The following is a 17,481-nucleotide window of genomic DNA, read 5'->3' as shown; positions in this document are numbered from 1 at the left end:
CGCTGGCATCTCACGCCAGCGGCGACAGGGACGAGAGGGAGGAAGAGAGGGAGGGGCGGCGGATCAGCGCAGGGCGCGTCCGGACACGACGATGCCGTCCTCGTCGCTGTAGAGCCAGTCCCCCGGGCTGAACCGCACGCCGCCGAAGCGCACCGGCTCGCCGGTCTCGCCCGCGCCGTCCTTGACGCTCTTGCGCGGGTTGGAGCCGAGCGCCTTGACCCCGAGGTCGAGACCGCGCAGCGCCACCACGTCCCGCACCACGCCGTTGATGACCACCCCGGCCCAGCCGTTCAGCACGGCGGCGCCGCCGAGCATGTCGCCCAGCAGCGCGGACGCCGCCGAGCCGCCGCCGTCGACCACCAGCACCCGCCCCTCGCCCGGCGTGTCGAGCAGCCGCTTCACCAAACCGTTGTCGTGCAGGCAGCGGACGGTGGCGATCGGCCCGCTGAACGCCGACCTCCCGCCGAACTGCCGGAACTGCGTGTCGCAACTCTGCAACTCGTCGCCGAAGTCGTCGATCAGATCGGCCGTCGCGAAATCCATGCCCGGCAGCCTACTGGCCGGTGATCTCGCGTTCCCGACCGGGGAACCCGGTGACGGGCAGCGGCGATCTTCGGTACAACGAGACCGAATCCCTGGAGGACACGATGCAGTCGCACGCCTGGTCCGGCCCCGCCTTCGCCCCGCTCGAACCGGGCGACCCGCCGCTGATCGGCGGCTACCGCGTGCTGGCCCGGCTCGGCACGGGCGCGCCGGGCCGCGCCTACCTCGCCACCACGCAGAGCGGGCGGCGACTGGCGATCACGATCGTCGCGTCCGGACCGGCGGGCGCCCCCGGGTTCCGGCGCCGGTTCGGGGAGCTGATCGCCGCGGCCCAGCGGATCCAGAGCCCCCGCATCGCGCCCGTCGTCGACGCGCACGCCGACGGGCCGCGGCCCTGGGCGGCGACCGCGCACGTCCCCGGCCCGTCCCTCGCGGAGGCGGTCGCGCGGCTCGGCCCGATGCCGGACGCGACCGTCCGGGCCCTGCTCGCCGGGACGGCCGGGGCGCTCCACGCCGCCCACACCGGCGGCGTGGTCCATAACGGCCTCAAACCGTCCACCGTGCTGCTCGCCGAGGACGGCCCGCGCGTCACCGGATTCGGCCTCCCCCGCGACGGCGACGCTGACGGCGACGGCGACCCGGCCGTCGACGTGTTCGCGCTCGGCGCCGTGGTGCTCTACGCGGCGACCGGCCGCACCGTCCGCGAGGACCCCGATCTGGAGGGCTGCCCGGAGGATCTGCGCGACCTGATCGGACGGTGCCTGGCCGAGGACCCGGCCGACCGGCCCCGGCCCCGCGAGATCCTCGACGAACTGGGCGCGGACGACGCCGTCCCCGCCCAAGGCTGGCTGCCGCCCGACGTCATCCGCCGCCTTCCCGCCTACAGCGCCGCGCCTCCGGGGCCGGTCCCGCCCCCGCTGCCGGCTCCGCCCGCCGCGCCCCGCGCGCGCCTCGCCCCGCCCACGCCCGAGGACGGCCCGCCGACCCTGCCCGCGGGGGCGCACGCGCGCACGGCGGTCCGGCCCGTCCCGTACCCTCCTCCGCCCGGACCTGCGCCGGCCGGCCCGAACCCGCCGGTGGGCCCGCCCGCGACCGGGATCAGCCCGGCGCTGCTGCTCGGGCTCGGCGCGGGTGCCTGCGTGGTGGGGATCCTGCTCATCGTGGCCGTCCTGCTCTTCGCCGCCGGCTGAGCGGGCCTCAGCCGGCGGACGGGGCGTCGATGGGGCGGCCGATCAGCCGGGACAGCACGATCGCGGTCTTGGTGGCGGTGATGTTGTCCTCGCGGCGCAGCCGTTCCAGCACCTGCTCGAGATGCTGGATGTCGCGGGCCCGCACGTGCACGATCGCGCTGGCGTCGCCGCTGATGGTGTAGGCGCCGACCACCTCGGGATGGCCGCGGACGCTGGTGTGGATCTCCTCGGGGGACGTCGCCCCGGTGCAGAACAGCTCGATGAACGCCTCGGTCGTCCAGCCAAGCGCGGCCGGGTCCACGACCGCCGCGAAGCCGGTGATCACGCGGTCCGCGCGCAGCCGGTCGACCCGCCGCTTGACCGCCGGGGCCGACAGCCCCACGTGCTCGCCGATCTGCGCGTAGGAGGCGCGGCCGTCCTCGAGGAGGCGCGCAACGATTCGACGGTCCAGGTCGTCAAGACGCAACAAATAACTCCCCCAAAGTCGGTTTTCATCATTGGTCGCTGATTGATCCCGAACATACGCTGAAGGAGGGCCTCGGGCCATCCGTTCCCGGAGTCCGCCACTCCAGCACGGCACCGGGCCCCGGTGCCTCCAGCGACCCCGGCCCACCCCGGCCGGGCCGAGCCGCGAAGGAGAACCGTGACCCGAACCGACCAGCTGCGGGCCCTGTCCGAGGAGCACAGCGCGCACAACTACCACCCGCTCCCGATCGTGATCGCCGAGGCCGAGGGGGCCTGGGTGACCGACGTCGAGGGCCGGCGCTACCTCGATCTGCTGGCCGCCTACTCGGCGGTCAACTTCGGGCACCGCAATCCGCGGCTGACCGAGGCCGCCCGCCGCCAGCTGGACCGGGTCACCCTGGTCAGCCGGGCCTTCGAGCACGACCAGTTCGGCCCGTTCGTCGCCGAGCTCGCGGCGCTGTGCGGCAAGGACATGGTGCTGCCGATGAACAGCGGCGCCGAGGCGGTGGAGACGGCGCTGAAGACCGCCCGCAAGTGGGGGTACGAGGTCAAGGGCGTCCCGGCCGGCGAGGCCAACATCATCACCTTCGAGGGCAACTTCCACGGCCGCACCACCACGATCGTCAGCTTCTCCACCGACCCGGAGGCCAAGGACTCCTACGGCCCGTACACGCCGGGCTTCCGCACCGTCCCGTACGGCGACGTCGAGGCGCTGCGGGCCGCGATGGACGCGACCACGGTCGGGGTGCTGGTCGAGCCGATCCAGGGCGAGGCCGGGGTGAACGTGCCGCCGAGCGGGTTCCTGACCGCCGTACGCGAGCTGTGCACCGCGAACGGGTCGCTGATGCTCGCCGACGAGATCCAGTCGGGCCTCGGCCGGACCGGCACCACGTTCGCGGTCGAGCACGAGAACGTCGTCCCGGACGTCTACATCCTCGGCAAGGCCCTCGGCGGCGGCATCATGCCGGTGTCGGCGGTGGTCGCCGACACCGACGTGCTCGGCGTCTTCAAGCCGGGCCAGCACGGCTCCACCTTCGGCGGCAACCCGCTGGCCTGCGCGATCGGCCGCGAGGTGGTGGCGATGCTGCGGACCGGCGAGTACCAGGAACGCTCCAGGGAGCTCGGCGCGCACATGCACGATCGGCTCGGCCGGCTGCCCTCCGACGTCGTCCGCGAGGTGCGCGGGCGCGGCCTGTGGGCCGGGGTGGAGCTGCGCGGCAGGGCGCGGCCGGTGAGCGAGCGGCTGATGGAGCTCGGCGTCCTCGCCAAGGAGACGCACGAGACCACGATCCGGCTGGCGCCGCCGCTGGTGATCAGCCGGCAGGACCTGGACTGGGCGCTGGACCAGCTGGAGATCGCGCTCAAGGACTGACCGGGGGGCCGGCCACCTCCCACTCTGTCCTGGAATGCAAAATAGGTGATGGGTTCCGTCGGGATGGATTAGTCTAAGTGGATTAATCCGTCCCGACCATAAGGCTGCCCGTGTCCAAACCCCTCACCCCGCTCGGGCTGACCGTGCTGCGGATGCTCTGCGACGGGCCGATGCACCCGTACGAGATGCAGCAGCGCATCCGCAACCACGCCTACGACGTGGCGGTCAAGATCACCCACGGCTCGCTCTACCACTCGGTGGAACGGCTCGCCGCGGCCGGGCTGATCGAGCCGCTGGAGACCAGCCGCGAGGGCCGCCGCCCCGAGCGCACCGTGTACGCGGTCACCTCGGCGGGCCGCGACGCCGCGCGCATCCGGCTGGCCGAGCTGCTGTGCAAGCCGGCCGAGGAGTTCCCGCTGTTCGGCACCGCGCTCGCGTTCATCAACCTGCTGCCCGAGGCCGAGGTGGCCCGGCAGCTCCGCGGCCGGCAGGTCGCACTGGAGGCGTTCCTCGCCGGCCAGCAGACCGCGCGCGACTCGCTCATGAAACGCGGGATCCAGCGCTACAAGCTGATCGACCAGGAGCTGAGCATCGCGCGCGTCCGCGCCGAGCTCGACCTGGTCCGCGACCTCGCCGACGACCTGGACTCCGGGCGACTCACCTGGAAAGACGACGCGACCTTGAACACCTGCGACCCCCACCACCAGACCGCGGACCGGTCACCGCACGACGCGGGCGCGTCCACCGAGGAGAAGAACCTGTGAGCAGATGGCGCGGCAACCCCTGGGCGATCTTGATCACCCTGTCCCTGGGGTTCTTCATGACCCTGCTCGATCTGACGATCGTGAACATCGCGATCCCGAACATGATCGACAAGCTGGACGCCTCGCTGGACCAGGTGCTCTGGGTGAACAACTCCTACATCCTGGTGCTGGCCGTCCTGCTGATCACCGCCGGCCGGCTCGGTGACCTGTGGGGTAAGCGCAACCTGTTCATCGCCGGCGTGGTGCTGTTCACCCTGGCCAGCCTGGCCTGCGGGATCTCGCAGGACCCGACCCAGCTGATCGCCGCGCGCGCGGTGCAGGGGCTCGGCGCGGCGCTGCTGATGCCGCAGACGATGTCGATGATCATCGACACCTTCCCGGCCGAGCGGCGCGGCGCGGCGCTCGGCATCTGGGGCGCGGTGGCGGGGGTGTCCACCATCGCCGGCCCGACCATCGGCGGCCTGCTGGTCACCTCGCTGGACTGGCGCTGGATCTTCTTCGTGAACCTGCCGATCGGCATCCTGGTGCTGTTCATGGCGGTGCCGATCCTGCCCGGCAACGCGCGCTCGGTCCGGCACCGCTTCGACCTCGTCGGCGTGCTGCTCGCCTCGGCCTCGCTGTTCTGCCTGGTGTTCGCGCTCACCGAGGGCCAGAAGTACGAGTGGAACGGCTGGATCTGGGGCCTGATCGGCGTCGGCGCGGTACTGCTGGCGGCCTTCCTGCTGCACCAGCGGACCAAGCAGGCGGGTGAGCCGCTGGTGCCGTTCGCGCTGTTCAAGGACCGCAACTTCGCCATCCTCAACGTCGTCGGCGCGATCGTGTCGATCGGCATGATCGGGATGTTCCTGCCGATGACGATCTACCTCCAGTCGGTGCTCGGTTTCAGCGCGCTGAAGGCCGGTCTGGTGATGGCGCCGTCCTCGCTGATGTCGATGTTCCTGGCGCCGGTCGCGGGCAAGCTGTCGGACCGGATCGGCGGCAAGTTCATCCTGATGACCGGGCTCACCCTGTACGCGGCGAGCATGCTGTGGATCATCGCGATCGCCGAGGCCGGCACGTCGTGGACGGCCTTCATCGCGCCGCTGGCCGTCGGCGGCCTCGGCATGGGTGGGGTGTTCGCGCCGATGGCGACCGAGGCCACCCGCAATGTCCCCCGGCACCTGGCCGGGGCGGCCTCCGGGGTCAACAACACCGTCCGGCAGATCGGCTCGGTGCTCGGCAGCGCGGCGGTCGGCGCCGTCCTCCAGAACCGGCTCGCGTCCTCGCTCAAGGACGAGGCCGCCGCGCGGGCGGCGGGGCTGCCGCCGGACGTGCGGCCCCAGTTCGTCGACGGGTTCGCCGGGGCCGCCAAGGGCGGGCTGGAGGTCGGCGCGAGCCAGCACGGCGCCGCGCAGCACCTGCCTCCGGGCGTCCCGCCGTCGGTGGCGCACCATGTGCAGGAGGCGGCGGCGCAGGTGTTCGGCCACGGGTTCGTGTCCGCGATGAAGCCGACCATGGCCCTGCCGGTCCTGCTCGTCTTCCTCGGCGCCGCCGCCTGCCTGGGCATGAAGGCGTACCGGGCGCCGTCCGCCCCCGTCGACACGCCCGACATCGCCGACACCGCCGGCGCGACCGCCGCGGGCTGACCGCGGGGTCAGCCGAAGGTGCGGTAGCCGTCCCGGTAGACGATCAATGGCCCGCCCTGGACGTCGGGAGCGTCCAGGGCGAGGACCTCGCCCACCACGAGGCTGTGGTCGCCGCAGTCGTGGACGGCGTGGGTCCGGCACTCCAGGGCGGCCACCCCGCCGGTGAAGATCACCGCACCGGTGACCGCCCCGCGCCCCTGCCCCGGACCGTCGACCTCCGGACGACCGACCTCCGGGGCACTGGCGTCCAGGGCGGCGGTGTCCGGGGCGGCGAAGCGCTCGGCGATGACGCGCATGTCCTCGGACAGCACCGAGACCGCCCACCGGCCGCCGCGCAGCACCGCGCCGTGGAACGGCGCGGCCTTCGCCACCGAGACCATGACCAGCGGCGGGTCGAGCGAGACCGAGGTGAAGGCGGTCACCGTCAGCGCGTGGTCGGCGCCGCCCGCGACGGTGGTCACGACCGTGACCCCGGTGGCGAACCGCCCGGCCACCTGCCGGAGCAGCTCCGCGTCCACCACGGGCGGTCCGGGACGCATCGGGGGAACGGCGCTCACGGGCGGCGGGCGTCGCGCGGGGCGCCTGCCGTCAGCCAGGCCCCCGACGGGTTGCGGGCCGGGACCAGCGACACCGCGACCACCGCCGCGACCAGGCCGCCCACGATGTAGACGTATCCGGCCGTGGTCCCGGGGACGACCAGGTCGCCCTCGGGCTGCTGCATGGACATGACGAACGTCACCACCGCCCAGACGATCGCCGGGATCAGCGCGCCGAGCCGGGTGCCCATGCCCCAGCCCGCCGCGCGCACCATCACGAAGACCAGCCCGACGAGCACGATCGCCGCGACCGGCACCGATCCGGACGACCAGTCCTGGGAGAACGACCCGATCAGGCCCGCGATGCCGCCCAGCAGGCCGAGCGCCGCGTAGGCCGCGCCGGACACGAACGCGTCGAGCGCCACCTCGCCCGGCGGCCCTTCGGGGGCGTCGGCGGGCGAGGCCCCCGGCTCGGCGGCGCCCCCGGAGCCGGGGGCGGAAGCGGAGGCGGGGGGCGCCCCGGGGTCCGCGGCGTCGCCGCGGGAGTCGTCCGGACGGTCGTCCTGGGCCGGCCGCGCCGCGCCCCGGTCCGGGTTCGCGGCCCGGTCCGGTTCGGGCGCCCGGTCCGTCGAGGGTTCGTCGTCCTTGTCCACGGACGTCAGCGTATCCAGCCGGTCAGCCCTGCGGGCCCGCCAGCCCGGCGAACAGGTCGGTCTCCCGCTTGGACGCCCCCACCGGGCCGCGCTCGCCCGCCTGGAGGATGAAGTACTCGGTGCCGAACGCCTGCTGGCCCAGGTTGTTGGACAGGGCGAAGTACGGCCCGACCCGCTCGGGCGCCACCACCACCTGGGTCCGGTGCGCGCGCAGCGCCGCGAGCTTGGCGGGCAGGTGCGCGCGGGCGTCCACCGCCGTGGTGACCTGCCCGTCGGCCACCCCCGAGCCCAGCTCGTCGAGCCCGGCGACCCGGGCGAACGGGAGCCGCGCCTCGCGCATCACCGCGATCGCGCGGGCCAGCACCGTCCGGGGCGTGGCGTAGGCGTAGAACTTGGCGGCCTGCCAGGGCTCGGCGCCGTCCTCGTGCGCGGGGTCGGCGGCCAGCTCGAACGCACGGGTGGCGACCCGGTGCGCCTGGATGTGGTCGGGATGCCCGTAGTTGCCGCGCTCGTCATAGGTGACGATCACCTGCGGCCGGACCTCCCGGACGACCGCGGCCAGCGCCCCGGCGGCCTCGTCGACGTCGGCGCGCCAGAAGCAGCGCGGGTCGTCGTTGGTGGGGGCGCCCATCATCCCCGAGTCGCGCCAGTGGCCCGGCCCCCCGAGGAACCGGTGGTCGCGCACGCCGAGGGCCGCGCACGCCTCGGCGAGCTCGCCGATGCGGTACTCGCCCAGCCGGTCCTCCTTGCCGGAGGCCAAGTGGCGCAGCTCATCGGGGATGATCTCGCCCTCCTCGCCGAGCGTGCACGTGACGAGACAGACCTGGGCGCCCTCGGCGGCGTATTTGGCCATGGTCGCCCCGGTCCCGATGGACTCGTCGTCCGGATGGGCGTGGACGAACAGGATCCGCGGCTCCTTCATAGTCGACGAGCCTACTCAGCGCTGGGACCGGGACGGATGACCACCCTGCCCGGCCTAGGGTCTGTTTCAAAAATGCCTCGGCCGTCGCGCGAGCGCGTTACCCGCACGGTGGGGCGATGCCGGAGGCGGGCCTCAGCGGGCGGATCGCGAAGCGATGCCGCGCTCGCCAAGGCCCGGTAAGGCACGAGCCGCCAGGCGAGCGCCGAAGGCCGGGACTTTGAAACACGGCCTAGTCGCCGTCCCCCGGAAGACCGCCGTGCCCACCGCCGCCATTGCCGCCGCCGCCGGAGCCGGGGCCGCCGGTGCTGGTGCCGCCGGTGGGCGGCGGGGTGACCGGGCCCGACGACGGGGGCTCCGGCGAGGTCGGCGGCTCCGTGGTCGGCGCGGACGTCTCGGGCATGCTGGTCCGCGGGGTCGTGGTCCGCGGGGTCCGGGTGGGGATCCTGGTGGGCTGGGGCTCGGGCTCGGTGCCCTCGTCGGTGGTGGGGGTCTCCGAGGGGGACTCGGATTCGCTCACCGAGGGCGAGGTCGGCGTTTCGGGGGTCTTCCCGCCGCGATTGGCCAGCACCACGCCGCCGATGATCAGCAGCGCGAGCACCGCCAGGACGCCGATCACCAGCGGCGCCTTGGACCGGTGCTCGGGCTCGTACGGGGCACGGTGGCCGCCGCCGGCCGGACGCCTGCCACCGCCGCCGCCTCCGGGACCGTAGCCGGGCGCCGGGGGCAGCGAGCCGCCGTACTCGGCCGGCGAGACCCGCTGGGTGCGCGCGACCGGCTGCGTCGAGCCGGGGACCGCGGCGCCGCCCGCCATGTGCGAGCCCTCGGCCAGCAGCGCGGTGGCCTGCGCCGGGTCGTCCATCCGGGTCTGCGCGGCCGGGCCGCTGCCGATCAGGGCCATCATGAGCTGCTGCGCGGTGGGCCGCCGCTCGGGCTCCTTGACCAGGCACGCCGCGATCAGCCGGTGCAGGTCGGCCGGCACGCCCTCCAGCGACGGCGGCTCGTTCATCACCCGGTTGATCACCGCGACCACGGTGTCGTCGCCGAACGGGGGGCGCGCGGTCGCCGCGTACACGATGGTGGTGGCCCAGGCCCAGACGTCCACCGCCTCGGTGAGCGTCGCGCCCGCCACCTGCTCGGGCGCCATGTAGGACGGGGTGCCGATCGCCTTGGTCGCGGCGGTCTGCCCGGTGTCGAGGGCCCGCGCGATCCCGAAGTCGATCACCCGCGGCCCGTCCGGCGCCATGATCACGTTGTGCGGCTTGAAGTCGCGGTGCACGATCCCGGCCTGGTGGATGGCCACCATCGCGGTCGCGGTGCCGATCGCGAGCCGGTCGAGCGCGGCGCCGGTGATCGGCCCGCTCTCGGTGATCTGCTGGTAGAGCGAGGGGCCGGGGACGTACTCGCTGGCGATGTAGGGCTGGTTGCCCGCGGCGTCGGCCTCCAGCACCTGCGCGGTGCAGAACCGGGCGACCTGCTTGGCCGCCTGCGCCTCGCGGACGAACCGGTTGCGGGCGGAGGTGTCCTCGACCAGGTCGGCGCGCAGCAGCTTGATGGCGGCCTTGTTCCCGGAGGCGTCGGCTCCCAGGTAGACGACGCCCTGGCCGCCCTCACCCAGCCGTTCGAGGATCTCGTAGGACCCCAGCCGCCGGGGATCTCCCGGTTGCAGCTCCGGCATGGACCCACTCCTTAGCGCGGCGACAAGTTGTTTCGGGGGAAGCTTTGAGCTTACGCGAGCGAACTCTTGAGCACGGGTCGTTCCCCGCCCCGGGGCACGATTCGTGATCAAGACCTCGCCCGGCGTGCCCGGCCGCGCGGGACCCCCTCCACGCGCGGCACCGCACTGCACGACACGCGCGGCGCCATGCGGCGCCGCGCCGTGCAACACACGGCACGCGCCGGAATCATAGGGGGTCCGGCTGACAGACTCGGCTGTCATGAGCATCAGCTATCCGCGGCAGAGCGCCCGCACCCGTCGGTTCACCCTCGGCGTCCCGCGCGCCTTCCAGATCGCGCCGGACGGCACCCGCGTCGCCTTCCTGCGCACCAAGGCCGGCGACGACCCGGTCACCTGCCTGTGGACGCTGGACACCGCGACCGGCGAGGAGCGCCTGGTCGCCGACCCCACCACGCTGGACGTGCCGGGCGAGGAGAACCTGCCCGCCGAGGAGCGGGCCCGCCGCGAGCGCGCCCGCGAGCAGGCCGGCGGCATCGTCGGCTACGCGGCCGACCGGGACCTGCGGCTCGCGGTCTTCACCCTCGGCGGCCTGCTGTTCGTCGCCGACCTCGAGTCCGGGAAGGTGCGGGACCTGCCCGCGCGGGCGCCGGTGTTCGACCCGCGTCCCGACCCGGCGGGGCGCCGGGTGGCGTACGTGTCGGGCCGGACCTCGCGGGTGATCGAGATGGACGGCTCGGACGACCGGGCGCTGGTCCAGCCGGAGACCGACCAGATCTCCTACGGGCTCGCGGAGTTCATCGCGGCCGAGGAGATGGGCCGGATGCGCGGGCACTGGTGGTCCCCCGACGGCGGCACGCTGCTGGCCGCCCGGGTCGACGAGACCCCGGTACTGCGCTGGCACATCGCCGACCCGGCCAACCCCGAGCGGACCCCGGTGGAGATCGCCTACCCGGCGGCGGGCACGCCCAACGCGATGGTCTCCCTGGTGCTGCTCAAGGTCGACGGCGGCCGGCTCGCGGTGGCGTGGGACCGCGGCGAGTTCCCCTACGTCGTCACCGCCGCCTGGGACCGGCACGGCCTGCTGATCGTCACCCAGTCGCGGGACCAGCGGTCCCAGCGGATCCTCAAGGTCGACCCCAGCAACGGCGCGACCACCCTGCTGCACAACGCGCACGACCCGGTGTGGACCGACATCGTCCCGGGCCTGCCCGCCCGCACCGGCAAGGGCGGGCTGGTCTGGGTCGCCGAGGACCGCGAGACCGGCACCCGCCGGCTCACCGTCGCGGGCGAGCCGGTCACTCCGGCCGGACTGCAGATCCGGTCGGTCCTCGGGGTGGAGGGCGACACCGTCCTGTTCACCGCCTCCGAGGAGCCCACCGAGACGCACCTGTGGTGGTACGCGCCGGAGAAGCTGGTCCGGCTGAGCGAGGGCCGGGGGGTGTTCGGCGGCGCCCGCTCCGGCGAGGTCACGGTGGTGACCGGGTCGCGGCTGGACCGTCCCGGCGCCACCACCGAGGTCCGGGCTCCCGGCGGCACCCACCTGGTTGCCTCGCTCGCCCAGACCCCGGTGATCACGCCGCGGGTGGAGCTGCTGCGCGCGGGCGACCGCGAGATCCGCACCGCCGTGGTGCTGCCGACCGGGTGGGAGCCCGGCGCGGGCCGCCTGCCCGTGCTGCTCGACCCGTACGGCGGCCCGCACGCGCAGCGGGTCGTCGCCGTGCAGCGCGCCTACTACGAGGCGCAGTGGCTGGCCGACCAGGGCTTCGCCGTCGTCATCGCGGACGGCCGCGGCACCCCCGGGCGGGGCCCGATCTGGGACCGCGCCGTCCGCGGCGACTTCGTCGAGCCGGTGCTCCAGGACCAGATCACCGCGCTGATGGAGGCGGCCAGGCTGCACCCGGCCGCGCTCGACCTGGACCGGGTCGGCATCCGCGGCTGGTCGTTCGGCGGCTGGCTCGCGGCGCTCGCGGTGCTGCGCCGCCCGGACGTGTTCCACGCGGGCGTCGCGGGGGCGCCGGTGACCGACTGGCGGCTGTACGACACCCACTACACCGAGCGCTACCTCGGCCACCCGGACGAGGACCCGGAGTGCTACGACGCCAACTCGCTCATCGGCCTCGCCGGGAAGCTGGAGCGCCCGCTCCTGCTCATCCACGGCCTCGCCGACGACAACGTGGTGGCCGCGCACAGCCTGCGGCTGTCGTCGGCCCTGCTGGCGGCGGGACGCCCGCACACCGTGCTCCCGCTCTCGGGCGTCACCCACATGACCCCGCAGGAGGTCGTCGCGGAGAACCTGCTGACCATCCAGGTCGACTTCCTCAAGAACGCCCTCGCGCGCTGAGCGGCCGGGCCGCTGCGTCGCCGCGCCGTGCCGCCCGCCCGCCCGCCCGCCCGGGATCTTGGGCGGGCACGACGCAGCGGCGGACAGCGGCAGACGCGGGTCCCGGGGGGCGCTCAGCCGTCGGTGGCGGGTGCCTTGCCGCCGTGCCAGGACGACCAGAGGGCGGCGTACGAGCCGTCCGCCGCGATCAGCTCGTCGTGCGTGCCGAGCTCGGTGATGCGGCCGTCCTCCACCACCGCGACACGGTCGGCGTCGTGCGCGGTGTGCAGGCGGTGCGCGATGGCCACGACCGTGCGGCCGTCCAGCACGGCGGCCAGCGAGCGCTCCAGGCGGCGCGCGGCGCGCGGGTCGAGGAGGGCGGTCGCCTCGTCCAGCACCAGCGTGTGCGGGTCGGCCAGCACCAGGCGGGCCAGCGCGAGCTGCTGCGCCTGGGCCGGCGACAGCGTCTCGCCGCCCGAGCCCACCACCGCGTCCAGGCCGGGCCCGTCGAAGCCGACGGCCTCCAGCACCCGTGTGATCGCGGCGTCGGCGGCGTCCGGGCGGGCCATCACCAGGTTCTCGCGGAGCGTGCCGCGGAACACGTGGTGCTCCTGGGTGACCAGAGCGACCTGGCCGCGCAGCTCGTCCAGCGGCAGCTCCACCAGCGGAACCGGCCCGCCCTGCCCGCCCTGCCCGTCCCGCTCGTCCCGCTCGTCCGGCCCGCCCGGGGGGACGGGATCGGAGCCGACGGCGACCGAACCCGAGCGGGGGCCGTCGACGCCCGCCAGGAGACGGCCGAGCGTCGACTTGCCCGCGCCGCTCGGCCCGACCATCGCCAGCCGTTCCCCCGGCCGCAGGTCGAGGTCGACGCCGTGCAGCACGTCCTGGCCCGGACGGTAGGAGTAGCGCACGTCGCTGGCGGTCAGCCGCTCCCCCACCGGACGGCGGCCGTTCGGGACGCGGTCGGGCGGCACGTTGCCCACGCCGAGCAGCCGGGCCAGCGACGCGCCGCCGAGCTGGAGCTCGTCCAGCCAGTCCAGCAGTTGCTCGACCGGTCCGATGAGCTGCTGCACGTACAGCGTCGCAGCCGTCACCTGCGCCAGCGACGCCATCCCGCGCGTGTAGAAGTAGCCGCCGATCAGCAGGGTGGACGCCACCGGCAGCACGAAGCTCATCCCGATCACCGGATACAGGACGGTGCGCAGCCCCAGCGTGTAGCGCTCGACCGCGTAGCTGCCCGCGATGTCGGCGTCGCCGCGCCGGTGCCGGCGGTCCGCGAGGCCGAACGCCTCGACCGTCCGGGCGCCGTGCACGGTCTCGGCCAGGCCGTCGGCCAGCTCGGCCCACGCCTCGTTCTCCCGCAGGTACCCGGAGTGGGCGCGGCGCAGGTACCAGCGCATCACGCCCCACAGGAACGGGACGGCGATCAGGCACGGCAGCGTGACCAGCGGCCCGGTCAGCAGCAGCGCGCCGAGCGTGAACACCGTCGCGACCAGCGCGACCAGCGTCTCGGGCACCGCGTACCGGACGGACGTGCCCAGCGTGTCGACGTCCCGCGAGGTGCGGCTGACCAGGTCGCCGGTGCCCGCGCGCTCGACGGTCGACAGCGGCAGCGCGAGGACCCGGTCGACGAACTCCTCCCGCAGCTCGGCCAGCACCCCCTCGCCGAGCCGCGCCGACGCGTAGTAGGCGTACCGGGTCAGCACGCCCTGCGCGATCACGAACACCGCGATGGCGAGGCCGACCGCGTTGATGTCGGCGCCTCCGTCCCGGACGCCCTCCACCAGGTCGCCGAGCAGCCGCGGCGCGACCAGGCCGGTCACCGTGGCCAGTCCGTGCAGCGTCAGCGCGCCTCCCAGCGCGCGCGGGTGCCGCAGCATCAGCCGCCGCGCGTACGCGCGCACCTGCGCGGACGTCGCCACCGGCAGGATCTCCGTGCTCACCGCTCCCCCAGTCCCTGGTCTCGATCGGATGATGAACGGGCGCGGCGTCGCGATCGTCGGCGCCTCGCTCATGGGTGCCTCTCCATAGGCGCCTCTCCACAGGCACCTCTCCACGGGCGCCTCGCCGCGGTCATGGACGGGCCGCGGCCTCCTCCCTCGTGACGGTGGCCGCGTAGCGCGGCTCGGTGTCCAGGAGGTCCCGGTGCGCGCCCTCCGCGACGACGCGTCCGCGCTCGACGAACACGACGTGGTCGGCGCGGTCGAGCACGAGCGGGCTGGTCGTGCACACCACCGTGGTGCGGCCCGCCCGCGCCGGGCCGAGCCGGCCCGCGATGCGCGCCTCGGTGTGCGCGTCGACCGCGCTGGTCGGCTCGATCAGGACGAGCACCTCGTGGTCGGCGGCCAGGGCGCGCGCGAGCCGGAGCCGCTGCCGCTGCCCGCCGGAGAACTCCCGCCCGGCCTCGGCGACGTGCCCGTCCAGCCCGGACGCGGCCACGATGTCCTCGGCGCTCGCGGTGCGCAGCGCCCGGCCGAGCAGGTCGTCGCCGGACGCCTGCGCGCCGGTGCCGGTGGCCAGCGAGTCCCTGAGCGTCCCGGAGAACAGGCGGTCCTCGTTGACGGCCACCAGGATGCGCTCGCGTATCCCGGCGACATCGGCGAGCGGCACGCCCCCGTAGGTCACCTCGCCGTCGGCGTACCGGCCGAGCCGGTCGGCGATCGCCTGCGCGTCGCGCGGCTCGGCCGCCGCGACGGCGGTGAACACACCTGGCCGGACGACCAGGCCGGACGCGACGTCGACCAGCTCGGCCGGGCCGTCCGGGCGGGCGGTGCCGGCACAGGGCAGCTCGGGGTCCATCGCCAGCATCCGGACGACCCGCGCGGCCGACACGTGGGCCTTGGTGAACTTGCCGGCGGCCTCGCCGAACATCTTCAGCGGCTGGATCAGGAACACCGCGTAGCCGTAGAACGCGACGAGCTGCCCGACACTGAGCGTCCCGTCCGCCGTGAACCGGGCGCCGACCCAGGTGACCAGCGCGACCAGCAGGCCGGGGAGCAGGATCTCGGCGCCGCTCAGCATCGACTCGGCCCGCGCCACGTCCACGCCGGCCCGCCGCACCCGCTGCGACTCGGCCCGGTAGCGGCCCGCGAACAGCTTCTCGCCGCCGACGCCGCGCAGCACCCGGAGCCCGGCGACCAGGTCGGTCGCGTGGGTGTTCAGCTCGCCGATCAGCTCGCGGTGGCGGTGCTCGCGCTCGCGCAGGGGGCGCAGCAGCGGGGCCGCCGCCAGCAGGATCAGCGGCACACCGACCAGCACGATCAGGCCGAGCGGCGGCGAGGCGGCCAACAGGATGATCGCCACCACCACGACGGCCACGACCGAGCCCGTCCCGCGCGCCAGGATGTCGAGCGCGTCCCCGATGTGCGCGACGTCGGAGATCCCGACGCTCACCACCTCGCCGGCGCTGAGCCGCCGGTGCAGCGACGCGCCCAGCCTGGTCGACTGCCGGGTGACGACCTGGACAGTGCGGTACGCGGCCGACAGCCAGTTGAAGACCGCGACGCGGTGCCGGGCGACGCCGCTCAGGGCCTGGACGACGCCGAGCGCGACCATCGCCCCCGTCCAGGCGAGCAGCGCCCGGGTGTCCTTGGCCGCCACCCCCTGGTCGATGGCCCGGCCGACCGCGGCGGGCATGAGCGCCTGGCTGAGCATCCAGACCACGCCGAGCAGGCCGCCCCAGGCGACGCCGCGCCGCTGGACACGGGCCAGCCAGAGCAGGTAGCGCGCCGGCGTCCGCTGGTCCGGCGTCCCAGGATCTTCGACCGGCAATGGCTTCACGGCTCGCAGACTATTTCGCCGCGGCCTGGGAACTCGACTGGTTTTCCGGCCCGGCGGGCGGGCCGGACCACGGCCGCCGCGGCCCCCCGAGCAGGGCCGGAACGGATGGGGATCAAGGGACGGGAGAGCTGGCGGAACGGTCCGGGTTCACGGTCCCGGGGGTGCGGGGGCACGAGCGGAGGCGCTAGGGTCAGAGCGTACGGAGCGACGCTCCTCCGCTCCTTGAGCCGGGACCACAGGCGGCTAGGCAGATGCCGCTGCCCGGCGCGGTCCGGCCCGCCGGACCCGCTCCGCGCGGGTCCCCACGGGACGGTCCGGCCGTTGCCAGTGCCGCCGCCCAGCCGACAGTCCGGAAGCTTTCTGTGAGCACCACCAGCCATCAGGCGCATCCCCTCACTCCGGGGACCGAGGACAGGATCGACCTGCTCCTCATCGACGAGGACCCCTCCGACGTGTTCCTCGTCGAGAAGATGCTGGCCGAGAGCGGCATGGACATCACGATGACCATCGCCGACGGCCTCGGCGCGGCGCGGGCCAAGCTGACCCGCCGCACCCAGTGCATCATCGTCGACCTGTCCGCCCCCGACACCGACCGGCTGGAGGGGCTGCGCGAGGTCCTGGCCATGTCCGGCTCCGCCGCGGTCGTGGTGCTGACCGGACTGAACGACAGCCACCTGGGCGTCCGCGCGGTCGCCGCCGGCGCCGAGGACTACCTGGTCAAGCAGGAGGTCGACGGGCCGCTGCTGGCCCGCGCGATCCGCTACTCGATCGAGCGCAAGCGGGCCGAGGAGACCGAGCGGCGGCTGGTCGAGGCGCGCATCCTGGGCCGCGAGAACGCGCGTTTGGAACGTGGCCTGCTGCCCGTCCCGCTGATCGACGACCCGACGCTGCAACACCACGCCCGCTACCGGCCGGGCCGTCGCCGGGCGCTGCTCGGCGGCGACTTCTACGACACCGTGCAGACCGAGGGCGGCGCGGTGCACCTGATGATCGGCGACGTGTCCGGGCACGGCCCGGACGAGGCCGCCCTCGGCGTGCAGCTCCGGATGGCCTGGCGCACGCTGGTGCTGGCCGGGCACGGCGGCGAGCAGCTCCTGGGCACCCTCGACACCGTCCTCGGGCACGAGCGGCGCAGCGAGGAGATCTTCACCACGCTGTGCATGATCACCATCGCGCCGTCCGGCCGCACCGCGCGGATGCACCTGGCCGGGCATCCGGCGCCGCTGCTGTTCCGCGACGACGGCGGCCCCCTGGTGGCCGCGCTGCCCGAGTACGCGCACGGCCCGGCGCTCGGCCTGGTGACCGGCGCCGAGTGGCCCACCACCGAGATCGACCTCGGCGAGGACTGGGGCCTGATGCTCTACACCGACGGCCTGATCGAGGGCCGGATCGGCGCGGGCGCGGCCCGGCTCGGCACCGACGGGCTGGTCGGGCTGGCCCGCCGGGCCCGCGAGCGCGGCACCCGCGGGCGGGCGCTCATCGACGAGCTGGTCGCCGAGGTCGAGCAGCTCAACGGCGACGCCCTCACCGACGACCTGGCCGTGCTGCTGCTCACCCGGCGGCCCCCGTCCTGACGGCCCGGCCGGGTGTCCGGGCGTCCTGACCCGGGCACCCTGACCCGCGAGTGTGCCGCGCG

The 17,481-nt window shown here is 74.4% G+C and carries 14 protein-coding genes; 6 read left to right on the top strand and 8 right to left on the bottom strand.

Translation table 11 applies throughout. From position 1 onward, the window contains the following. Window positions 1-63: 63 nt before the first annotated feature. On the bottom strand, window positions 64-543 hold the full coding sequence (gene rraA / locus OHA34_RS30310; protein ID WP_329519628.1) for a ribonuclease E activity regulator RraA: 480 nt from the start codon (window positions 541-543) through the stop codon (window positions 64-66). A 20-nt stretch (window positions 544-563) separates the two neighbouring features. Here rraA and OHA34_RS30305 point away from each other — a divergent pair, with 20 nt between their 5' ends. Next, window positions 564-1,733 (top strand): serine/threonine-protein kinase, encoded by a 1,170-nt coding sequence (locus OHA34_RS30305; RefSeq protein WP_329519627.1) that lies wholly within the window; start codon window positions 564-566, stop codon window positions 1,731-1,733. A 7-nt stretch (window positions 1,734-1,740) separates the two neighbouring features. Here OHA34_RS30305 and OHA34_RS30300 read toward each other — a convergent pair whose 3' ends face one another. Next, the gene (locus OHA34_RS30300; protein ID WP_285937956.1) at window positions 1,741-2,199 is read right to left on the bottom strand and encodes an Lrp/AsnC family transcriptional regulator; all 459 of its coding nucleotides are present in this window, start codon (window positions 2,197-2,199) and stop codon (window positions 1,741-1,743) included. Between the two features lie 177 nt (window positions 2,200-2,376). Between OHA34_RS30300 and rocD the strand changes: the two genes are divergently transcribed. The 3 genes from rocD to OHA34_RS30285 all read left to right on the top strand — a co-directional run bounded on the left by rocD (window position 2,377) and on the right by OHA34_RS30285 (window position 5,959). Beyond that, on the top strand, window positions 2,377-3,570 hold the full coding sequence (gene rocD, locus OHA34_RS30295) for an ornithine--oxo-acid transaminase (RefSeq protein ID WP_285937957.1): 1,194 nt from the start codon (window positions 2,377-2,379) through the stop codon (window positions 3,568-3,570). A gap of 110 nt (window positions 3,571-3,680) precedes the next feature. Beyond that, window positions 3,681-4,334 carry a PadR family transcriptional regulator gene (locus tag OHA34_RS30290; protein WP_285937959.1) on the top strand — a complete coding sequence of 218 codons (654 nt, stop codon included), beginning with the start codon at window positions 3,681-3,683 and terminating at the stop codon, window positions 4,332-4,334. Further along, complete coding sequence (locus OHA34_RS30285; RefSeq protein ID WP_329519626.1) at window positions 4,331-5,959, top strand: DHA2 family efflux MFS transporter permease subunit; 1,629 nt, start codon at window positions 4,331-4,333, stop codon at window positions 5,957-5,959. Before OHA34_RS30290 ends, OHA34_RS30285 begins: the two co-directional genes overlap by 4 nt. 8 nt (window positions 5,960-5,967) lie before the next feature. Here OHA34_RS30285 and OHA34_RS30280 read toward each other — a convergent pair whose 3' ends face one another. From OHA34_RS30280 to OHA34_RS30265, 4 genes are all read right to left on the bottom strand, one after another. Further along, a complete protein-coding gene (locus tag OHA34_RS30280; protein ID WP_329519625.1) occupies window positions 5,968-6,498 on the bottom strand; it encodes a flavin reductase family protein in 531 nt (176 codons plus the stop codon). A gap of 14 nt (window positions 6,499-6,512) precedes the next feature. Continuing rightward, window positions 6,513-7,148 (bottom strand): DUF6113 family protein, encoded by a 636-nt coding sequence (locus OHA34_RS30275; protein ID WP_329519624.1) that lies wholly within the window; start codon window positions 7,146-7,148, stop codon window positions 6,513-6,515. A 22-nt stretch (window positions 7,149-7,170) separates the two neighbouring features. Continuing rightward, window positions 7,171-8,070, bottom strand: a complete 900-nt coding sequence (mshB, locus tag OHA34_RS30270; protein WP_329519623.1) for an N-acetyl-1-D-myo-inositol-2-amino-2-deoxy-alpha-D-glucopyranoside deacetylase — start codon at window positions 8,068-8,070, stop codon at window positions 7,171-7,173. A 229-nt stretch (window positions 8,071-8,299) separates the two neighbouring features. Then, entirely contained in the window at window positions 8,300-9,745 is a 1,446-nt protein-coding gene (locus OHA34_RS30265; RefSeq protein ID WP_329519622.1) for a serine/threonine-protein kinase, read from the bottom strand. Between the two features lie 259 nt (window positions 9,746-10,004). Here OHA34_RS30265 and OHA34_RS30260 point away from each other — a divergent pair, with 259 nt between their 5' ends. Continuing rightward, a complete protein-coding gene (locus OHA34_RS30260; protein ID WP_329519621.1) occupies window positions 10,005-12,086 on the top strand; it encodes a S9 family peptidase in 2,082 nt (693 codons plus the stop codon). Between the two features lie 113 nt (window positions 12,087-12,199). On the opposite strand, the gene OHA34_RS30255 is transcribed toward OHA34_RS30260, so the two are convergent. Next, window positions 12,200-14,008, bottom strand: a complete 1,809-nt coding sequence (locus OHA34_RS30255) for an ABC transporter ATP-binding protein (RefSeq protein ID WP_329519620.1) — start codon at window positions 14,006-14,008, stop codon at window positions 12,200-12,202. 130 nt (window positions 14,009-14,138) lie between these two features. Beyond that, window positions 14,139-15,845 carry an ABC transporter ATP-binding protein gene (locus OHA34_RS30250; protein ID WP_329519619.1) on the bottom strand — a complete coding sequence of 569 codons (1,707 nt, stop codon included), beginning with the start codon at window positions 15,843-15,845 and terminating at the stop codon, window positions 14,139-14,141. Window positions 15,846-16,207: 362 nt separating this feature from the next. Between OHA34_RS30250 and OHA34_RS30245 the strand changes: the two genes are divergently transcribed. Beyond that, window positions 16,208-17,419 carry a PP2C family protein-serine/threonine phosphatase gene (locus OHA34_RS30245; protein WP_285937969.1) on the top strand — a complete coding sequence of 404 codons (1,212 nt, stop codon included), beginning with the start codon at window positions 16,208-16,210 and terminating at the stop codon, window positions 17,417-17,419. The last annotated feature ends 62 nt before the right edge of the window (window positions 17,420-17,481 follow it).

It is taken from the genome of Spirillospora sp. NBC_01491, assembly GCF_036227065.1.
Taxonomy (GTDB): Bacteria; Actinomycetota; Actinomycetes; order Streptosporangiales; family Streptosporangiaceae; genus Spirillospora; species Spirillospora xylanilytica.
This window is presented reverse-complemented; position numbering and strand designations above follow the sequence as displayed.